The organism is Leptospira weilii serovar Ranarum str. ICFT (genome assembly GCF_000332415.1).
GTDB classification, from domain to species: domain Bacteria; phylum Spirochaetota; class Leptospiria; order Leptospirales; family Leptospiraceae; genus Leptospira; species Leptospira weilii_A.
Genome location: NZ_AOHC02000042.1, coordinates 1 through 16296, shown reverse-complemented (window position 1 = coordinate 16296; position 16296 = coordinate 1). Strand labels below are relative to the sequence as shown.

Sequence of the window (16296 nt, the reverse complement as noted above, 5' to 3'; positions counted from 1 at the left end):
AAGTGGATTCTCGATTCTATTCGATCGTAAAATTCTTGCGACTTAAAAACGCGACGGACTCCAGGTGCGGAGTTTGAGGATACGGATCCGTGATGAGAATTTTTCGGATCTGAAAAAAATCTTTGAGTTTCCAGAGATCCTCTTTTTGCGTGGAAGGATTGCAGGAGACGTAGAAGAAAAAAGAAATGTTGGAATTCTGCAACGCTTTGATAACGAACTCTCCGAGACCGGCACGGGGAGGATCCGCGATCAGAACCGTTTTTTCTTGAGACGGAAACAATACTTCAAGTCCGGAAGAGGACTTCTTTGAAAAAAGATCCTCTTTCCGATAGGAAAATTCGATTTCCGGAAAATCGAAACGCATCTGTTTGCGGGCGATTTCCAAGGAACTTTCGATCGAATCGATCCCGGTGATTTTCTGAAATCGATGCGCGAAAATTCTACTGAAAAAACCCGAACCGCAAAATAGATCGATGAGATGATCGGATGATTTCGGAATTTCTTTTTCGATAAAATCCAAAATCGGTTGAAAACCTTCCGGATTGGGTTGAAAAAAAGAATCGAAAGGAACTCGAAATTCTTTACCGGAAACGAATTCCAGATACGATTCTTTTCCTCTGAGAATTTTTACTTCTCCGATCGCGGAGATTTCCCCTTTTCTTCGATTGAAACAAAATAGAAGATGATCCGCTTGTAGATATTTTAAACAGGCTTTTGTGAATTCCTTTTCCTCTTCCGAGTTTTTAAACTCTTCCACAAAGGTCAAAATCGTCATCAGTTCGGGCGAGTTTTTCGCCTTTCGCAGAGTAATATACTTTAGAAATCCTGAATCCGATTTCCGATCGTAAGGAAGATTCGGAAATTCGGACATCAAAGTTCGAAATCGTTTCAACTCCGCATTGGATTCTTCGCTTTGAATGAAACAGGATTCCAAATCCACGATATACCGGAAGGAACCGGCTTCTCTTTGCCCGATAACCGGTCCGGGAAATACGGCAAAGTCCATTCGATTTCTGTAATGAAGTGTTTTTTGAGCCGGATGTAAAAGAGGTTCTATTCCGAAGTCCTTTTTATAACTTTCCAAAAGCGCGGAAGTTTTATAATTCAATTGTTCTTCATAAGGAATATGTTGTGCGGAACAACCTCCGCATTTCGTGAACGCGGGACAAGGCGGAATTAAGGTTCTTGGAGTTTGAGAAATTAAATCCAGTTTTACGGCGGGTTTGCGTCGTTTCTTTTTAAAAAAAGCGACGTTATAAATATCTCCGGGTAGGGAATAAGGGACCTCGATCGTAGTATTGTTTACGGAACCGACCCCGCGGAGTTTGGAGTTCACAAATTCAATCGTACTTAAATTTGTATTCTTATCGGACATGAAACCAGTTTATACGTTCGCGTATGTCGAGTAAACTTTAGTTTGTATGGAAGCATCCATTTCCTTCTTTGTCATATCGCGCATCTTGATTCGGATCGGGATCGACTTACAGGAAATTTCATTTTGTCTCCGACAAAGTTTCGGGTTCTTTTTTAACTTCCGTTTTGGTTTCCGGTTCTTTTTTAATTTCTTCCTTAACTTCCGGTTTGGAGTTTTCCAATTCCGAAATTTCGATCGAGACCGCGGCCGTAATCGCGTAGTCGTACAACCGGTAGTCCTCTCCGCGATAAAGCGGATAACGATACGAAAGATTGAAGTTGAGTTTTTCGGAAATGTTCGCGGAAAATCCGAAACTCACTTCTCTAAAAATCGCCGGAACTTTTCCTTGACTCGTTCTTTTCAGATCGACGCCTTCATACGGAGTTCTATATAAGAAACCCGTAAAGAACGAAAGGCCGGGCTTCCAAAGATACGTAACGTAGCCGGAAAAAATACTCGTCTTTTTTAAAAGATAAGTTTCTTCGGGTGCCGAGAAGGAAGGGTTTCTGAGCCAATAAACGATACCGTCGTTGTCCTGAAGATTGACGGGTTGTGATCCGGAAAGAGGAAAGATCCCGCTGATTTTTCCCACAAAACTGAATTTACCCCAAAGATAACCGAAGGTCAGTCCCGGAATTCCGGAATAATAATTTCCACCGGTAAACTTGTCCGTATCGGGACCCGACGGAAAACCTACGTTCGCGCTCAAGACGACGAAATAATTTTTTTGAAAATCGATCAAAGGCAGGTACTTGACGCCGACGTATGTTTTGCCGATTCTTGCGGCGTCGGAACGATCTTTCTGTTCGTAATACGTGTAAGGAGTACTCAGGTTGAGCGCGAACATTCCGTTTTTAAGATTCATTTCCCCGAAGAAAGTGGTCGTGTGGATATTGCTGTTTTCGTTGGTTTGTTTAAAGAAATCCTGGGTGAAAACGATGTAGTTTGCGGGTTTTTCCCTTTTACCCGTAAACGGATCCACAAAACGCGTGGAGGATTGTTCGCTTCCTCCCATACCGGTATGATGCGCTTCGAGAGAAAACAAAAGCGTAAAAAAAAGCAAAAAGTAGAAAATTAGAATATTCTGTTTCATTAAAATAGATTGCAACCCGTTTGATAAAGTACCCGATCCTGTTGTCGTAAATTCGCCAAAATCAGATCGTATAAGTTCGCGTTTTGATATGGATTGATATCCACCGGATTCGGAAGAGCCGATATCGAATTTAAAATCGAAACGGAAGTCCGGTCCTGAAAGATTCCGTCGGATTTCCAAAGAACCGGAAAACTGCCCGATTTTTCGGGTGTGATATCGAATCTACATCTCGGAAAAAGTTCCAAAACAAAGGGGGACATTTGTAGTCTTACCGTTTTTGCCGCAGGGGCCGCGATTTGAAACGTAAGATCGAGGGAGCGGATCTTATACTTCACGGAAGCGAGATAACCCGAGGGAATTCCCGATATAAGAGGGGCCGAAGAAGTGTGAACGTCTCCCGTAAGAATCGTTTCCGTGATCGTCTCCAAGTTCGAATCTTCAAACGAAGAGGTCCCGTATTCTTGTCCGTAAGGAGACGTGATCGGCAGATCCAAAGGAACCGTATACGGAGTATGGGACGCGGAGGAATGATCTCCCGCGTCGAAACTTCTTATTTTTTCGGGAACCGTAGGAACGGGATTCGGATTGACTCGGATTGAAATTCCGTCCCAGACGATTTTGGATCCTGGTTGCAGTTGAAGGTTATAAACGGTCGCCGTGGAAACTACATTAAAGTTTCCTATATTAGAATTTTGTTGATCGTCCGTATAATACAGAAAGGTTCCGAACGAAGACGGTCTTTCGTTAAAAAGAACCAAAAGTCTTTGTAACATCTTCGCTTCTTCCTTTCTCGAATCTCCCACGGAACCGAAGGTGCAGTTTCCTAAAAGAAAGCCGAAGAGAAAAAAACTAAAAAGGATCGTTGTGTTTCGGATCATTTATAAATTCCGTGTCCGTTAAACTTTTCAAAAAATTTACGAGGTCCGTTTTTTCCCCGGCGGTGAGCCCGATGGTAAACACGAAACCGTTCTTATTGGGGTTTGTCCTGCCGTCGCCTGCGCGAGGTCCGACGGTGACGTTTCTTCCTCCGGCGTTGTAGTGTTCCACCACGTTTTCCAGAGTGTCTATCGAACCGTCGTGCATGTAAGGGGCGGTTAATTCAATATTTCTAATGGACGGCGCTCGAAATTTACCTTTGTCGGAAGTCGCTCCCGTAAATTCGTACAAACCTTGGTTGTCGGAAGGATAATCGCCGGTTCCGCCGATGTTGTAGAGGCCGTTGTTATGAAAAGTGATTTCTTCGGTTACGGCTCCGACGTGGACGCTCGTAGTGGTAAAGTTAAAACCTCCGTGACAGTGAAAACATTCCCCCTTTTCCGAAAAGAAAATTTGAGCGCCTCGAAGTATGGACGCCCGTTGGGCCGAGTTACCGAGGGCCGCGACGTTTCCGTCGTACAAATATTTATCATAAGGAGAACGTCCCGAGATGAGCGTTCTTTCAAAACAAGAGATCGCCTTGACCACGTTGGAAACGGAGAAAGGATCTCCGAACGGAAAGGCTCTTGGAAACAAGGTTTGATATCGATTATCGGATTTTAGACGATCGAGCATTTCGTTTTCCCGATTGGCAAGGCCTAGTTCCACCGGATGTTCGCCGAACATGGGAACGAGCATCTGGTCTTCCAAATTTTTTAGAGTCGGATTGATCCACGTCTGACGCACGTTATACGCAACGTTGATGATTCCCTGCGCGTTTCTAGGATGAACGTTTCCGGTCGAACCGATCCCGGTCGTTAAACCGTCCGTAAACGCGAGCGATTGTTTGTGACAAGACGCGCAGGACTGGGTTTGGTTTCCCGAAAGTTTCTTATCGTAAAATAAAAATCTGCCGAGATCCACTTTCTCCCGAGTCATCGGATTGGAAGCCGGAACGACCGGAGTTGGAAAACCGGGAGGTAAGTTCCACGCGTACGAGTTTTGCGAAATTAAAAGAAACAACAAAAGTTCGTTTAAATCGGATTCTTTCTTGTCAAAAGGCGCGAAAGGAAGAATACCCGAACCGCACCGAATCAAAAATAACAAAGAAATAGAATATAATAAAAATTTCATATAATTGTATCCTCAAGACGCCCGAAACCGACCTTATCCCGGACGTTTTTGAATTAATTTTTAGTCTGAATCGAAAAAACGGTTCGAACCGGAGTGATCGGAGTCCCCGCGTTTAAATCCAAACCGATGTTCGCAAAAACGGTAGGACAACCCACGCTCGTAGCGCCGGCGATTCCGGACATACACATCGCAGCGTTCACATTCGCCTGTAGATCGATTCCTTGTAAAAGGGCTTGAACGTTGATTTTGATTTCTTGAGTGGAAGGATTAAAACCGCCGTCGGGAGTTAACGTAACCGGAATCCGATTGGCTCTCGAACAAGTGCTGGAACTTCCCGTTCCTACACAACCGGCCGAACCGATATGAACCGAAGTACCGGAGCTTCCCGTTTCGGCGGTTTCAAAATCCAGTTTTAAGAATTTATAACCGCTCGTCCAACTCCAGTACATCCCCGAGTTGTTGAGAGGAGCGGATTGATTGTCCGCGTCCAAGTGATTTTTGTTTTCGGGAACGCCGAGGGTGAACTTGATCCCTTTGTAAACGCCCGCAGGAATCAAAGCGGAAACGAGGTTGTTGGTTTCCGGAGTTCCGTCGCACTTGCCCGTTTTATTTTCAAAATCCAAAAGTGTAATATCGCCGGATTGGAATTTTCCGTCCTGATTCAGAACGAGAGGGATTTCTTCTCCCGAGTTTTGAATCAAAGAAACTCCGTGAACGAAAATACGAAAGTCGTGCAACTGAAACGTAGTACTTTCTGCGATGTGTGCGCTGGGAATCCAAGAAAACGTTTCCGAAGTCCTTGCGTGACCTCTGAGAGTTTGACCGCATTCCAACTTTTGAGTTCCCGCGTAGGCGGAAAATTGAATCCCCTGATTGTTACCGAGAGCGAGTAGGGCAGCGACGGACATCAAATCGGAATCGTCCTTTTTTTTATCCCAAGGACAATGAACGAAAGAAAAACAAAGTAAAACGATACATACAAAAACTGGCTTTTTTTTAGTCATAATAAAACTCCTAATATAATAAAAATCGGATACAACGATTCATAGAGAGTCGGTTGTTTGAGTTTCTACGACGTTTCATAAAGAATCGATCGTTTGAGCTCTAAGAAGATCCGTAGAAAACGATCCTTCTTCCTGAATCGTTCGGTAAATCTTAGGGTAAACCTCTATAAATTTCCGACCGAAAAGCGACGCCGAAAAATACGATCCGGCGGGACGGATATTGTAAGCCGGTTCTAAACGGATCGGCAAAATGTTTTTTACAAACGGATATTAGGAGAAACGAGGGGGTTTTAGAGGGACAGAAAAGGATAAGATTCCAGAATTAGAATATTCTAAAGTGATCATTTGAATGAAATCGAGGTTGTGGTCGATATCGAAATTTTGTTTGGGAGAAAAAAGTGCCGAGTAAAACGCGCTCAATTGAGAGAGTTTGTTTTCCGCCTTTTTACAGGAACAGGAATGGATTTCCCCCGATTTTGCGGAATGACAGTTCGGAAGTTTATCGGAGACTAAGGAACGACGATCCGAACGGACTTTTTTAGAGAAACGTTTGTCCTCTTCGTTTGAGTGTTTCTGAATTTTGCCGCCGTGGTTACACTCGCAGATTTTGGCTTTTTCGGCGAGAATACAGCCGAAAAGCCCGCTGGAAAAAACCAAAGCCTGAAATAAGATCGATGCGGATAAAAGGATGGAGAGAGAAAATTTCATCTCAGATCGATTTTGAGTTTTGCAAATACGAGTTGCAAACCTTCGCTGAGTTTCACTTCCGAAATTTGAATTTGATCTTTTTTCAATTCGGAAATGAACTTGAGAAGACGATTGAGAACCATCGACGGAATCGCTACGACGGGAGTCAGATCCAAAACCACGTTATGCGGACGGATTTCCCGGATCTGAGAAAGAATCTCCTGGATTTCTTCGGCTTCCACGGAGCAAATATTCTTACGAAACTCGACTCGAAAGGAATTTTTATCCGGATAGATTGTGGATTCTTGCAGTTGTTGCATAAAAAAGAAAACGTAGTTACTACTATTTCAGGAAAGAGTTTTTTCTGGAAACAAAAAAAATCTCCGCGTTTTTCGGGGGAACCGGGACGGATCCGAAACAATTTATCGTTTCGTAAAAATACCTTTCGGACTTTTGTATCCCTATGAAAAATCGGATTCGAAGTTTATTACAACCGGCTTCGCCGTTGTTTGGCTTGAAATCCGTTTCTTGGATTTCTTGGATTTCTTGGATCGTCTTCGGAATTCTTTTAATCCTTCCCTTATTCGCTTTTTATCCTTGGAAATTCAGAATCGTTTTTATTTTTCTTTTTGTAAGTTTTACGATCTTGGATCTTTTGTTTCCGTTGATCGCCACTTTTTTTCTGGCGTCTTCGGGAATCGTTTTTGGAAATCATCCCGGAGGAAGGTTTCTGGAAATACAAGATTGTCTCTGGATTTTCTGGTGCGTCCGGGGAATCGTAGAAAACCGACTTCAAGGAAATCGAATTTTCCAAGATCCGTTTTGGAAACGTCCGGTTGGAATTCTATTGCTGTTATTTTTCGGCGCCTGCGTTTTAAGTCTCGTCGCCAATCCCGATTTGTTTTTGGATTTTCGTTTTTACAAAAAGGGTTGGTTTTGGTTTTTACATTCCACCGAGTTGGAGCCCGCTTATCCCATTAAACTATCGGTTTTGGGAATTTTATTTTTATTCGGGTTGATCGCGCGTAAGAATTGGTTGGGAGATAACGCAGGATTTCCGAAGGTTTATCGGTTTTTTGCGGCCGGAGTCGTCTTCGGTATGATCGTATCGATCGGAGTCGGTTGGTTGGAATATTTTTTACCCGCCGTAAAATCGACGTTAAATTCTTATCATCGATGGTTGGACGGATACAAACACATCGCCGCGACTCATTTCAGGATTTCTTCCTTAAAACGATTTTTGCCGAAATACGGAATACAATCCTTGTATTGGAACCGAAGTTGGTTTTCCATCCATCTGATTTCAAGTCTTCCTTTTTTGTTTTATCTGATTTTTACGAGACCAAAGGATGATAAAACTGGAATATTCAAAAGTCGGCAAGTTATGGACGAAACTTCGTCCGATGAAAAATCATCGACTCGATCGAGGGAATGGATTTTGTTGGCGGCGATTTTTTTCGTTCTCATAATCACCTTTTTCGGGATCGGAGCCAGGGGAGGGATGTTATCGTTTTTGACCTTCTGTACGTTTTCGATTTTTGCCATACCGTTTTTTTTTATTAAGAATAGGAATACGTCCCGTTTATTTGTAGCCGTTTTTGTATCTCATTTTGTCGTCGGAGGAATTTTATTTCCGCTTTCCGTGATTTGGACGCGGGTCGGACCCGTGGATCCGGAAAGATTTTCTCATTTTTCGGCGGGGCTTGCGCTCGGGATCGAAAAGTTATTGTTAGGCGGAGGTTTTGAAAGTTACGGATGGTACAACGAATGTTGTTTGAATCCGGACGGAAAACCGTCCTTGTATCATACGACTCACAATCAGTTTTTGCAGATATTTTCCGGTCTTGGAATCGTGGGGGTCGTTCTTTATTCCTTTCTTTGGGGTTTTCTTTTTTACGAACTTCTGAAGTCCCAAAAAGAAAAACGGTCCGTTTTGGCTTCTTGCGTTTTTTTTTCCTCCGTAGCCGCGGTATTCGTGTATTCTTTTTTTCAGGAATGGTTTTATCTCAGAGCGGTTTATTTTCAGTGGATCGCCTTGTTTCCTTTTTTTACGGAATCGAAAGTTTTACGCGGGTTCGTTTCGAAAACGATTTCGAGTTTTAACGGCAAAAACATTATGATTTCTTTATGTTTCATTTTGATTTTGTTGTTTGGTTCTTGGTTTTTTTTCCCGACTAGAAAATTTCGATCCGGTGTTTATTTTCCTCCGGGAGAGAGCCGATACACGGCTCGGGTTTTGGAAGGAAGCGGAACTCTGACCTTGGCGCCTACGCCGGAACTTTATTTCGTTAGGCGGAATCGGGGAACGCAGGAAGTGTCGATCGCCGTTTTTAACCGAAACCGAGAAAAAAAATCGTCCGAAAAGGAAATTCGTCCTATAGAAATCGAAAATTCGAAGGGCAAATTTTGGACCTTTCGAACGTTAAAAGGATATAATATTCTAAAAACAGAATGTTTTTTGGATCGAAAGGAGGATCCGTTTGCGACCTTGAACTTTTGGAGTCGGAAGCCGCTCGATCCCGAACCTCGAAAAATCTGCTCTCAGATACGAATTCGTAAAAAAGAACGTCCACCCGTAACAAAAGCCGTAAAGAAACGTATTCAAAAAAACGCATGAATTCGGTTCCGATTTCGGTGGTCATTCCGACTTTCAATCGGGAAAACAAGGTCCTCAAGGCGATATCTTCCGTTTTGAAACAAACTCTCCCGCCGCAGGAAATCATCGTAGTCGACGACGGGTCGACCGATGCGACGATTTCCAAAATTCGAGAAACGTTTTTCGACTCTTTCGACGACATTCAAATTCTTACTTTGGAACACAAGGGAGTCAGTCACGCGAGAAACCGGGGAGTGGAAAGGGCCGCCGGAGATTGGATCGCATTTTTGGATTCGGACGACGAATGGTTGCCCGAAAAATTGGAACGTCAATGGAAGGTTTGTGAAAAAAATCCGGAAACGAAAATTCTTCAATCTCAGGAAATTTGGATTCGAAATGGGAAGCGGGTCCATCCGCCCCTTCGTCTCGCCAAAAAAAGCGGATGGATTTTCGAACCAAGTCTGGAATTTTGCGGAGTTACCCCATCTTCGGTCCTTTTGAAAAAGGAACTCTACGAAAGCCAAGGTGGAATGGACGAGGAACTTCCCGCCTGCGAAGATTACGACCTTTGGTTGAGAATTACGTCTCAAACTCCGGTTGTTCTTTTGGATGAACCTTTACTCGTTCGATACGGAGGACACGAGGACCAACTTTCGTTTCGATATCCCGCCATGGATCGTTTTAGAATTTACTCTATTTTAAAATTATTAACTTCTAATTTACCGAATGAAACGCAAAGAAGCCTTACGGAGCGGATTCTTTTTATAAAATGGGGGGTTTTGAGGCAGGGAAGAGTCAAAAGGAACTCTTGGAACGAAGAATTGGATCTTCTTTTGGACGGCGTACTGAAAGAAGGACTGAATTCTTCTTTTGGAATTCGTATGAAGGAATTCTTACTTGGAAATCAGAATTGGGTTTGAGCGTAACTTGAATTTAAGATCTCATTTCGGATCGGAACATAAGATTCTTTCGGAAAGAAACTCGAGTGCAATCACGTTAACGTGCAAGTTTTGGGACATTCCGGAATCGACTTTGTATTTGTAATACTGCATTACGCATTGCAGCAAGCCGCGCTAACTTAAAAAATCCTTAAAATTCACTTTAAGTCCTTCGGAAAGTTCGGATGAATTCGATTTTTTGGATTTACGTTAGGGTTTTTCATTACGTCGGATCGGTTCTTGAAAAATCTTTTTTAACCGTTTTTTAGGATTATAGTTTTCTTTTTTACAATCGTTTCAAAAGTGATTTCCAACTTTGATCGGATCGTTTATACTCAACCGGCTAAAGAATAATCGGAGCTAAAAAATGGTGAATCCAATTCAAGAATTGACCAAGAAATTCAAAAAACCGACGATGGACCCTCTTTCTTATGAAATCCTTAAAAGCGAGATCATTCGAACGAAAATTCTTTTTATATTTTTCGCTTCCGTCTCTACGCTGATGGCGGTGATTTTTGCGATCTTTCACGAATGGATCGGCCAGGAAACGGGCGGTCATTTTCCTTTTTACGCCGTTCTGGGTGTGAACGTGGGAACCGCGATCTACGAGCTGCTTGTAAACCGCGTGTTTACCCGTTTTCTAGAGAAAAGAAGAAACGTCTATCCGATCGCGAGATATTTAAACGTGTTTATCGAAATTTCCTCGGTGGCTTTGCTACTTTGGTTCAACATAGGAACTTTCGAGTCGCCTTTGATTCCTTTGTATTCTCCGGCGGTTCTGACGTTCTTCATATTCATCATTCTTTCGGTTCTCCGACTTGAGTTTTGGCTGAGTGCGTTCACCGGATTGGTGGCCGGCGCCGAGTTTTTAGCATTAGCGGTTTATTATATTCCTCTCATTCCGATTCCGATGCCGATTAACTTTTTCAATTCTCTCGCTCCTTTCTTTTCCAAAGCGTTCCTGTTTTTATTCAGCGGGGTTGCGGCGGGTCTCGTGGGCATTCAACTGAAACGTTCTTTGGTTTCCGCGATGTCTGCGGTTCAAGAGAAAAATAAAGTGGTCGGTATGTTCGGACAATACGTTTCACCGGACGTGGTAGATCGTCTTCTCGAACAAAAAAACGAAAGTTTTTCCGAGTTCAAACGGGTCTGCGTTATGTTTTTGGATATCCGTAACTTTACGAGATTCTCCGAAAAAAGACCTCCGGGAGAAGTGATCGATTATCTAAACTATATCTTCAGTCACTTGATCGACATCGTGAATATGCACAACGGTATGATCAATAAATTCCTCGGAGACGGTTTTATGGCGGTTTTCGGGGCTCCGATCTCGGACGGTGCCAACGACGTGAAAAATGCGGTGGAAGCTTCCTTGGAACTTCTTAAGAAAATCGAATTCTTGAATCAGGAAGGTAAAATTCCCGAGACTCAAATCGGAATCGGTTTACACGCGGGCGATGCGATGACGGGTAACGTAGGTTCGGAAGCGAGAAAAGAATATACGATCATCGGAGACGTGGTCAATCTCGCATCTCGAGTGGAATCCTTAAACAAGGAATTCGGAACCAGGCTTTTAGTCACTCAGGCCGTTTACGACGAGATCAAGGATAAGATTCCCGGAAGACATCTTTCCTCCATCCAAGTTAAGGGAAGGGAACAACCCGTCGACGTCTACGAATTGGGTAAGATCTAAATCCAGAATTCGAATTCTTTTTGATACTTAACCGGGTTCCATTCCAAGATCTGATATTCGGCGACTCCGTTGTTGTAAAAAGGATCTTGATGGCAAAAGGATTCGAGTTCCTTGCGGGACTTCGCTCTCGCAATAAAAATTCCCCCGGTTCTCGGTTCCTGAGGTCCGGATGCGAGTAGTATTTTCTGCTCGTATCCTTTGGATAAATATTCTCGATGTGCCATTACGTACTGGTCCACCGTTTCGATCGGGACGAGATAACGAAGTACTACGATAAACTGTTTCATTTTGAATTCCTTATCTGGTTTTTATTTAAAATTAATATCACATTTGGGAAGTAATTTTCGGATTCTGTTTCTTTCTTTGGATACAATTGGATTCTCATTCAAATGTAAATGTTGCAGTTTCTTTAACTGCTCGATTTCTTTTGGAAGAGTGGTGAGTTGGTTCTCAGCCAAATTCAATATCTGTAAATTTTTAAGTTGTTCAATTTCTTTTGGAAAAGTCGCGAGCCGATTGCCTTCTAAATTCAATATTCGTAAATTCTTAAGTTGTTCAATCTCTTTCGGAAGAGTCGCGAATTGATTATGATCCAAATTCAATTCTTGTAAATTCTGTAGTTTTCCGATCTCTTTCGGAAGAGTGGTGAGTTGGTTCTCAGCCAAATACAACAGTTGTAGATTCTGTAGTTGTCCGATTTCTTTAGGAAGGGTTGTGAGTTGATTGCCTTTTAATTCCAACCACCGTAAATTTTGTAGTTGCTCGATTTCTTTTGGAAGAGTGGCGAGTTGGTTATGGTTCAAATCCAGAATTTGAACATCCCTCGGATTTTTGAGAGCTTCGGTTAAATCTACATAAAGGCCTTCCTTCCCTATGTAACGTTCTTCTGCATGGAATTGCGTTAGGGACCATACAAATATCAAAAAAAGAATTCCCACTTTTTGAAAACAAGATCGTATTAAATTCAGTTTCATTAAAATTCTCTTATTTATCCTGAGTTCGGTATAACCAATGCGAAAGCGATTGAAGCGAGATCGACAAATTGGAATCACGAAAGAAAACCGTTTTTCGATCGACCCATCAATTTGTGGATTGGAGCGAAATTAAGAAACTCAATCTCGCTACGCGAAATAGGTCCATCCCAAAAAACTAAAATGGCACTGCTCTCCAAGGATCGTAACGCCAGGACTGGATTCACCCAAACTTTCTTAGATCGAATTCGCGTTAAAATATTATTTTTCCGACAAAAAAGAGGATTCTTCCGGATCGTAAGAGAAGGGGGAAACGATTCCGGCGAGGTCTTCTTCCTCTTGTCGTTTTCGGATTTTGGCAAAGGTGGATTTCCATTCTTCGGCTTTGAGATCGGATTTCTGCTCCGGATGTTTTTGAAGATAAAAAAGAGCAAAAAGCAAAAGTTCCCGGTTGAAACCGGTTTGTTTGAGTTTTGCGTCCAAAAATTCCACGTCGATATTCCGTCCGCTCTCCACGATTTCCTGAAGAATTTCGATCGCCTGGATATCCGTGACCGATCCTTGCTGACGGTAAATCCTATGAAGGGGATACAGAATTTCCTTTTCGGTGCTTCCGTTTTTCTTGAGTCCGAGATAAAAGGCTCTTCGAGACATCGCGAGGGAGTCGTTGAATCTTCGGTTTTGTAGGAACTCAAGCGCCGACTCGTAGGCAAAGATCGGTTCGTTACGAAAGATCGCGGCCCGATCCAAAAGCGACCGTTCCAAGTTCGAAACTTTTTTTTTCTTCAAGGATAAAAGAAGAATTCTATGTAGGAATATGTTGTCCGGAAAGTAAGGGAGGAACTTTCTGCATTTGGAAATCGTCTCGTCGATTTTACCCGATTCGTGAGAGGCGTTTACTTCCGACTCGATTGCGGATAAGTCCTCGCGGTAAGGATTGTTTTTTCGAATCCAGTTCAGGGTTTCCTTGTAATATTCTAAATTTCCGAGCCTGGAACTGAGTACAAGGACCTTGTATCGAAGCGACGGGTTCTCCGGATTTTTAGAAAGACTGAGCCTTGCAAACTGATAGGCTTTTGTCGGTTTCCTCAGTTCTTCGTAACCCTCAAAAATTTCGTTCATCAAGGAAGGATGATCCGGATCGAGTGTGATGCTTTTCTCGAAACTTTCCAGCCCGGTTATAAGGTCTCCCTTCCCGATCCAGGCCCTTCCTTCGATCTCAAAATAAACGCTCGTTTTGGGAGTTCCGAGTGAGTCTGCAATTTCCAGTTTCTGAAGGGCCTCGTCGTAACGAAGCCGATTCAACTCTGCTCGGGCCTGACGCAGCAGCTCCGAATAAGAAAAGGTTGAATTCCCATAGAGCGTTGAATAACCTGTGCAAAGTACAAAAAAGATCCAAGTGGATAGCAGTCTCCCAGCCAGTTTGTTCGGTAGAATTCTTCCCATCTTTTTAAACATCGGAACATTGAAAAAAAACAAGAGGTTTCACTGAATGAATTCAGTTACGATTATTATCGCCATGTCTATTTTGGCGATCGTCACTGCGGTTGTTTATACCCTGAAGGTTATCACCATTAAGGTGGGCGCCGCGGGCGGTAACGAAAAAGAAACGAAAAAACTTTTAGAAATATCTTCCGCCATCTCCGAAGGAGCTATGGCCTTCCTCGTCCGGGAATACAAAGTCATTTCCGTATTCATCGCCTTTATGGCCGTCTTAATCGTTCTTCTTTTGGACAATCCTATCACGGAAGGGTTCAACGACGGAGTTTACACGGCGATCGCGTTCGTGAGCGGAGCCGTAATTTCCTGTCTTTCGGGTTTTATCGGAATGAAAATCGCAACCGCAGGAAACGTAAGAACCGCAGAAGCGGCCAAAACTTCCCTCTCCAAAGCGTTTCGAGTCGCTTTTGACTCCGGAGCGGTGATGGGATTCGGACTCGTGGGACTTGCGATTCTTGGGATGATCGTCCTTTTTCTCGTTTTTACGGGAATGTATCCTGCGATCGAAAAACACTTCCTCATGGAATCCTTGGCCGGTTTCGGTTTGGGAGGTTCCGCGGTGGCATTATTTGCGCGAGTGGGCGGCGGAATTTATACAAAGGCCGCGGACGTTGGAGCGGACTTGGTCGGTAAGGTGGAAAAAGGAATTCCGGAAGACGATCCGAGAAATCCCGCTACGATTGCGGATAACGTGGGGGATAACGTGGGGGACGTAGCCGGAATGGGGGCCGACTTGTTCGGTTCTTGTGCGGAAGCGACTTGCGCGGCTCTTGTGATCGGTGCGACCGCGTCGGCTCTCTCCGGATCCGTAGACGCACTTTTGTATCCTCTTCTCATTTCTGCTTTTGGAATTCCAGCTTCCCTTTTGACCAGCTTTCTTGCGAGAGTCAAGGAAGGTGGAAACGTAGAATCCGCTCTGAAAGTTCAACTCTGGGTTTCCACACTTCTTGTCGCGGGAATCATGTATTTCGTTACGAATACGTTTATGGTGAATTCTTTTGAAATCGCAGGAAAGACGATCACGAAGTGGGATGTTTATATTTCCATGCTCGTCGGGCTTTTTTCCGGAATGTTCATCGGGATCGTAACCGAATACTATACTTCTCATTCTTACAAACCAGTAAGAGAGGTCGCGGAAGCGTCTAACACGGGCGCCGCGACAAACATCATCTACGGATTGTCTCTCGGATATCATTCTTCAGTGATCCCGGTCATTTTACTCGTAATTACCATCGTAACCGCAAACCTTCTCGCGGGAATGTATGGAATTGCGATCGCGGCTCTCGGGATGATTTCCACGATTGCGATCGGTTTGACGATCGACGCTTACGGTCCGGTGTCGGATAACGCGGGCGGGATCGCGGAGATGGCGGGACTCGGAAAAGAAGTTCGTGATAGAACCGACACGCTCGATGCGGCGGGAAATACGACCGCGGCGATCGGAAAGGGTTTTGCGATCGGTTCCGCCGCGCTGACTTCTCTCGCTCTATTTGCCGCGTTTATCACGAGAACTCATACTACGAGTTTGGAAGTTCTGAACGCGGAAGTGTTCGGCGGTTTGATGTTCGGGGCGATGCTTCCTTTCTTGTTTACCGCGATGACGATGAAATCCGTCGGTAAGGCGGCGGTGGACATGGTGGAAGAGGTTCGGAAACAGTTCCGCGAAATTCCCGGAATTATGGAAGGAAAGAATAAACCGGACTACAAACGTTGTGTGGACATTTCCACAACGGCGGCTCTGAGAGAGATGATTCTTCCGGGATTACTCGTTCTTATGACGCCGATCCTTGTAGGATATCTATTCGGAATCAAAACTCTCGCCGGTGTTCTGGCGGGGGCTTTGGTCGCGGGAGTGGTTCTTGCGATTTCCTCCGCCAACTCCGGTGGCGGCTGGGACAACGCGAAGAAATACATCGAGAAAAAAGCGGGTGGGAAAGGTTCCGACCAACACAAGGCGGCCGTCGTTGGAGATACGGTAGGGGATCCGTTTAAGGATACGTCCGGACCTTCGATCAACATTTTGATCAAGTTGATGGCGATCACGAGTCTTGTGTTTGCTGAATTTTTCGTTCAACAAGGCGGGCTGATTTTCAGATTTTTTCATTAGAAAATTCTAAATTAGAATTCTCTTAAATTAAGGCCCTTCTCGCATAAAACGAGTAGGGCCTTTTTCGTTTTGATTGTGTTCATTAAATCTCCTAATATCTACTTCGAGATGTTAGCGGTTAAGGTTCGCATCGATTGCTCACACGTTTCGAGGACGCGGATTTTGTCGTCTAACGCGTGTGAGACGGTTTTTTTAGAGGTCTGGTTTTGGTAAGATGTATAAATGTTCGCTCGTGATCGGGTTC

14 protein-coding genes are annotated in these 16296 nt (G+C 43.9%); 4 read left to right on the top strand and 10 right to left on the bottom strand.

All coding sequences use genetic code 11. The annotated features are described in order from the left end of the window. Nucleotides 1-16: 16 nt before the first annotated feature. From rlmD to LEP1GSC060_RS15075, 7 genes are all read right to left on the bottom strand, one after another. Nucleotides 17-1375 carry a 23S rRNA (uracil(1939)-C(5))-methyltransferase RlmD gene (gene rlmD / locus LEP1GSC060_RS15105; protein ID WP_003007072.1) on the bottom strand — a complete coding sequence of 453 codons (1359 nt, stop codon included), beginning with the start codon at nucleotides 1373-1375 and terminating at the stop codon, nucleotides 17-19. A 118-nt stretch (nucleotides 1376-1493) separates the two neighbouring features. Then, the gene (locus tag LEP1GSC060_RS15100) at nucleotides 1494-2507 is read right to left on the bottom strand and encodes an LIC11086 family outer membrane transporter (RefSeq protein WP_003006961.1); all 1014 of its coding nucleotides are present in this window, start codon (nucleotides 2505-2507) and stop codon (nucleotides 1494-1496) included. Then, nucleotides 2507-3385: a laminin/fibronectin-binding adhesin Lsa30 gene (gene lsa30 / locus LEP1GSC060_RS15095; RefSeq protein ID WP_003007031.1), complete on the bottom strand. Its 879-nt coding sequence runs from the start codon at nucleotides 3383-3385 to the stop codon at nucleotides 2507-2509. The genes LEP1GSC060_RS15100 and lsa30 overlap by 1 nt, the downstream gene beginning before the upstream one ends. Continuing rightward, a complete protein-coding gene (locus tag LEP1GSC060_RS15090) occupies nucleotides 3357-4556 on the bottom strand; it encodes an MbnH family di-heme enzyme (protein ID WP_003007086.1) in 1200 nt (399 codons plus the stop codon). Before LEP1GSC060_RS15090 ends, lsa30 begins: the two co-directional genes overlap by 29 nt. A gap of 53 nt (nucleotides 4557-4609) precedes the next feature. Next, nucleotides 4610-5560, bottom strand: a complete 951-nt coding sequence (locus LEP1GSC060_RS15085) for an MbnP family copper-binding protein (RefSeq protein WP_003006987.1) — start codon at nucleotides 5558-5560, stop codon at nucleotides 4610-4612. 270 nt (nucleotides 5561-5830) lie between these two features. After that, the gene (locus tag LEP1GSC060_RS15080) at nucleotides 5831-6268 is read right to left on the bottom strand and encodes an LIC_11090 family protein (protein ID WP_003007045.1); all 438 of its coding nucleotides are present in this window, start codon (nucleotides 6266-6268) and stop codon (nucleotides 5831-5833) included. Beyond that, nucleotides 6265-6567, bottom strand: a complete 303-nt coding sequence (locus tag LEP1GSC060_RS15075) for an STAS domain-containing protein (RefSeq protein ID WP_003007069.1) — start codon at nucleotides 6565-6567, stop codon at nucleotides 6265-6267. Before LEP1GSC060_RS15075 ends, LEP1GSC060_RS15080 begins: the two co-directional genes overlap by 4 nt. A 143-nt stretch (nucleotides 6568-6710) precedes the next feature. Here LEP1GSC060_RS15075 and LEP1GSC060_RS15070 point away from each other — a divergent pair, with 143 nt between their 5' ends. The 3 genes from LEP1GSC060_RS15070 to LEP1GSC060_RS15060 all read left to right on the top strand — a co-directional run bounded on the left by LEP1GSC060_RS15070 (nucleotide 6711) and on the right by LEP1GSC060_RS15060 (nucleotide 11474). Next, nucleotides 6711-8864, top strand: coding sequence for an O-antigen ligase family protein (locus LEP1GSC060_RS15070; RefSeq protein WP_003007088.1), 2154 nt, complete (start codon nucleotides 6711-6713; stop codon nucleotides 8862-8864). Beyond that, on the top strand, nucleotides 8861-9763 hold the full coding sequence (locus tag LEP1GSC060_RS15065; protein WP_003006981.1) for a glycosyltransferase family 2 protein: 903 nt from the start codon (nucleotides 8861-8863) through the stop codon (nucleotides 9761-9763). The genes LEP1GSC060_RS15070 and LEP1GSC060_RS15065 overlap by 4 nt, the downstream gene beginning before the upstream one ends. Before the next feature lie 385 nt (nucleotides 9764-10148). Next, nucleotides 10149-11474, top strand: coding sequence for an adenylate/guanylate cyclase domain-containing protein (locus tag LEP1GSC060_RS15060; RefSeq protein WP_003006947.1), 1326 nt, complete (start codon nucleotides 10149-10151; stop codon nucleotides 11472-11474). On the opposite strand, the gene LEP1GSC060_RS15055 is transcribed toward LEP1GSC060_RS15060, so the two are convergent. The 3 genes from LEP1GSC060_RS15055 to LEP1GSC060_RS15045 all read right to left on the bottom strand — a co-directional run bounded on the left by LEP1GSC060_RS15055 (nucleotide 11471) and on the right by LEP1GSC060_RS15045 (nucleotide 13924). Continuing rightward, on the bottom strand, nucleotides 11471-11761 hold the full coding sequence (locus LEP1GSC060_RS15055; RefSeq protein WP_003007081.1) for a YciI family protein: 291 nt from the start codon (nucleotides 11759-11761) through the stop codon (nucleotides 11471-11473). The genes LEP1GSC060_RS15060 and LEP1GSC060_RS15055 overlap by 4 nt on opposite strands. Before the next feature lie 21 nt (nucleotides 11762-11782). Continuing rightward, nucleotides 11783-12448, bottom strand: coding sequence for a leucine-rich repeat domain-containing protein (locus LEP1GSC060_RS15050; RefSeq protein ID WP_003007036.1), 666 nt, complete (start codon nucleotides 12446-12448; stop codon nucleotides 11783-11785). Between the two features lie 258 nt (nucleotides 12449-12706). Further along, on the bottom strand, nucleotides 12707-13924 hold the full coding sequence (locus tag LEP1GSC060_RS15045; RefSeq protein WP_080634591.1) for a tetratricopeptide repeat protein: 1218 nt from the start codon (nucleotides 13922-13924) through the stop codon (nucleotides 12707-12709). Between the two features lie 13 nt (nucleotides 13925-13937). On the opposite strand from LEP1GSC060_RS15045, the gene LEP1GSC060_RS15040 reads away from it, so the two are divergent. Continuing rightward, the gene (locus LEP1GSC060_RS15040; protein WP_080634590.1) at nucleotides 13938-16052 is read left to right on the top strand and encodes a sodium-translocating pyrophosphatase; all 2115 of its coding nucleotides are present in this window, start codon (nucleotides 13938-13940) and stop codon (nucleotides 16050-16052) included. The last annotated feature ends 244 nt before the right edge of the window (nucleotides 16053-16296 follow it).

What these genes read in the sequence shown, in the direction of transcription:
- rlmD (WP_003007072.1), bottom strand. Translation starts at nt 1,375, where the DNA reads ATGTCCGATAAGAATACAAATTTAAGTACGATTGAATTTGTGAACTCC.
- LEP1GSC060_RS15100 (WP_003006961.1), bottom strand. Translation starts at nt 2,507, where the DNA reads ATGAAACAGAATATTCTAATTTTCTACTTTTTGCTTTTTTTTACGCTT.
- lsa30 (WP_003007031.1), bottom strand. Translation starts at nt 3,385, where the DNA reads ATGATCCGAAACACAACGATCCTTTTTAGTTTTTTTCTCTTCGGCTTT.
- LEP1GSC060_RS15090 (WP_003007086.1), bottom strand. Translation starts at nt 4,556, where the DNA reads ATGAAATTTTTATTATATTCTATTTCTTTGTTATTTTTGATTCGGTGC.
- LEP1GSC060_RS15085 (WP_003006987.1), bottom strand. Translation starts at nt 5,560, where the DNA reads ATGACTAAAAAAAAGCCAGTTTTTGTATGTATCGTTTTACTTTGTTTT.
- LEP1GSC060_RS15080 (WP_003007045.1), bottom strand. Translation starts at nt 6,268, where the DNA reads ATGAAATTTTCTCTCTCCATCCTTTTATCCGCATCGATCTTATTTCAG.
- LEP1GSC060_RS15075 (WP_003007069.1), bottom strand. Translation starts at nt 6,567, where the DNA reads ATGCAACAACTGCAAGAATCCACAATCTATCCGGATAAAAATTCCTTT.
- LEP1GSC060_RS15070 (WP_003007088.1), top strand. Translation starts at nt 6,711, where the DNA reads ATGAAAAATCGGATTCGAAGTTTATTACAACCGGCTTCGCCGTTGTTT.
- LEP1GSC060_RS15065 (WP_003006981.1), top strand. Translation starts at nt 8,861, where the DNA reads ATGAATTCGGTTCCGATTTCGGTGGTCATTCCGACTTTCAATCGGGAA.
- LEP1GSC060_RS15060 (WP_003006947.1), top strand. Translation starts at nt 10,149, where the DNA reads ATGGTGAATCCAATTCAAGAATTGACCAAGAAATTCAAAAAACCGACG.
- LEP1GSC060_RS15055 (WP_003007081.1), bottom strand. Translation starts at nt 11,761, where the DNA reads ATGAAACAGTTTATCGTAGTACTTCGTTATCTCGTCCCGATCGAAACG.
- LEP1GSC060_RS15050 (WP_003007036.1), bottom strand. Translation starts at nt 12,448, where the DNA reads ATGAAACTGAATTTAATACGATCTTGTTTTCAAAAAGTGGGAATTCTT.
- LEP1GSC060_RS15040 (WP_080634590.1), top strand. Translation starts at nt 13,938, where the DNA reads ATGAATTCAGTTACGATTATTATCGCCATGTCTATTTTGGCGATCGTC.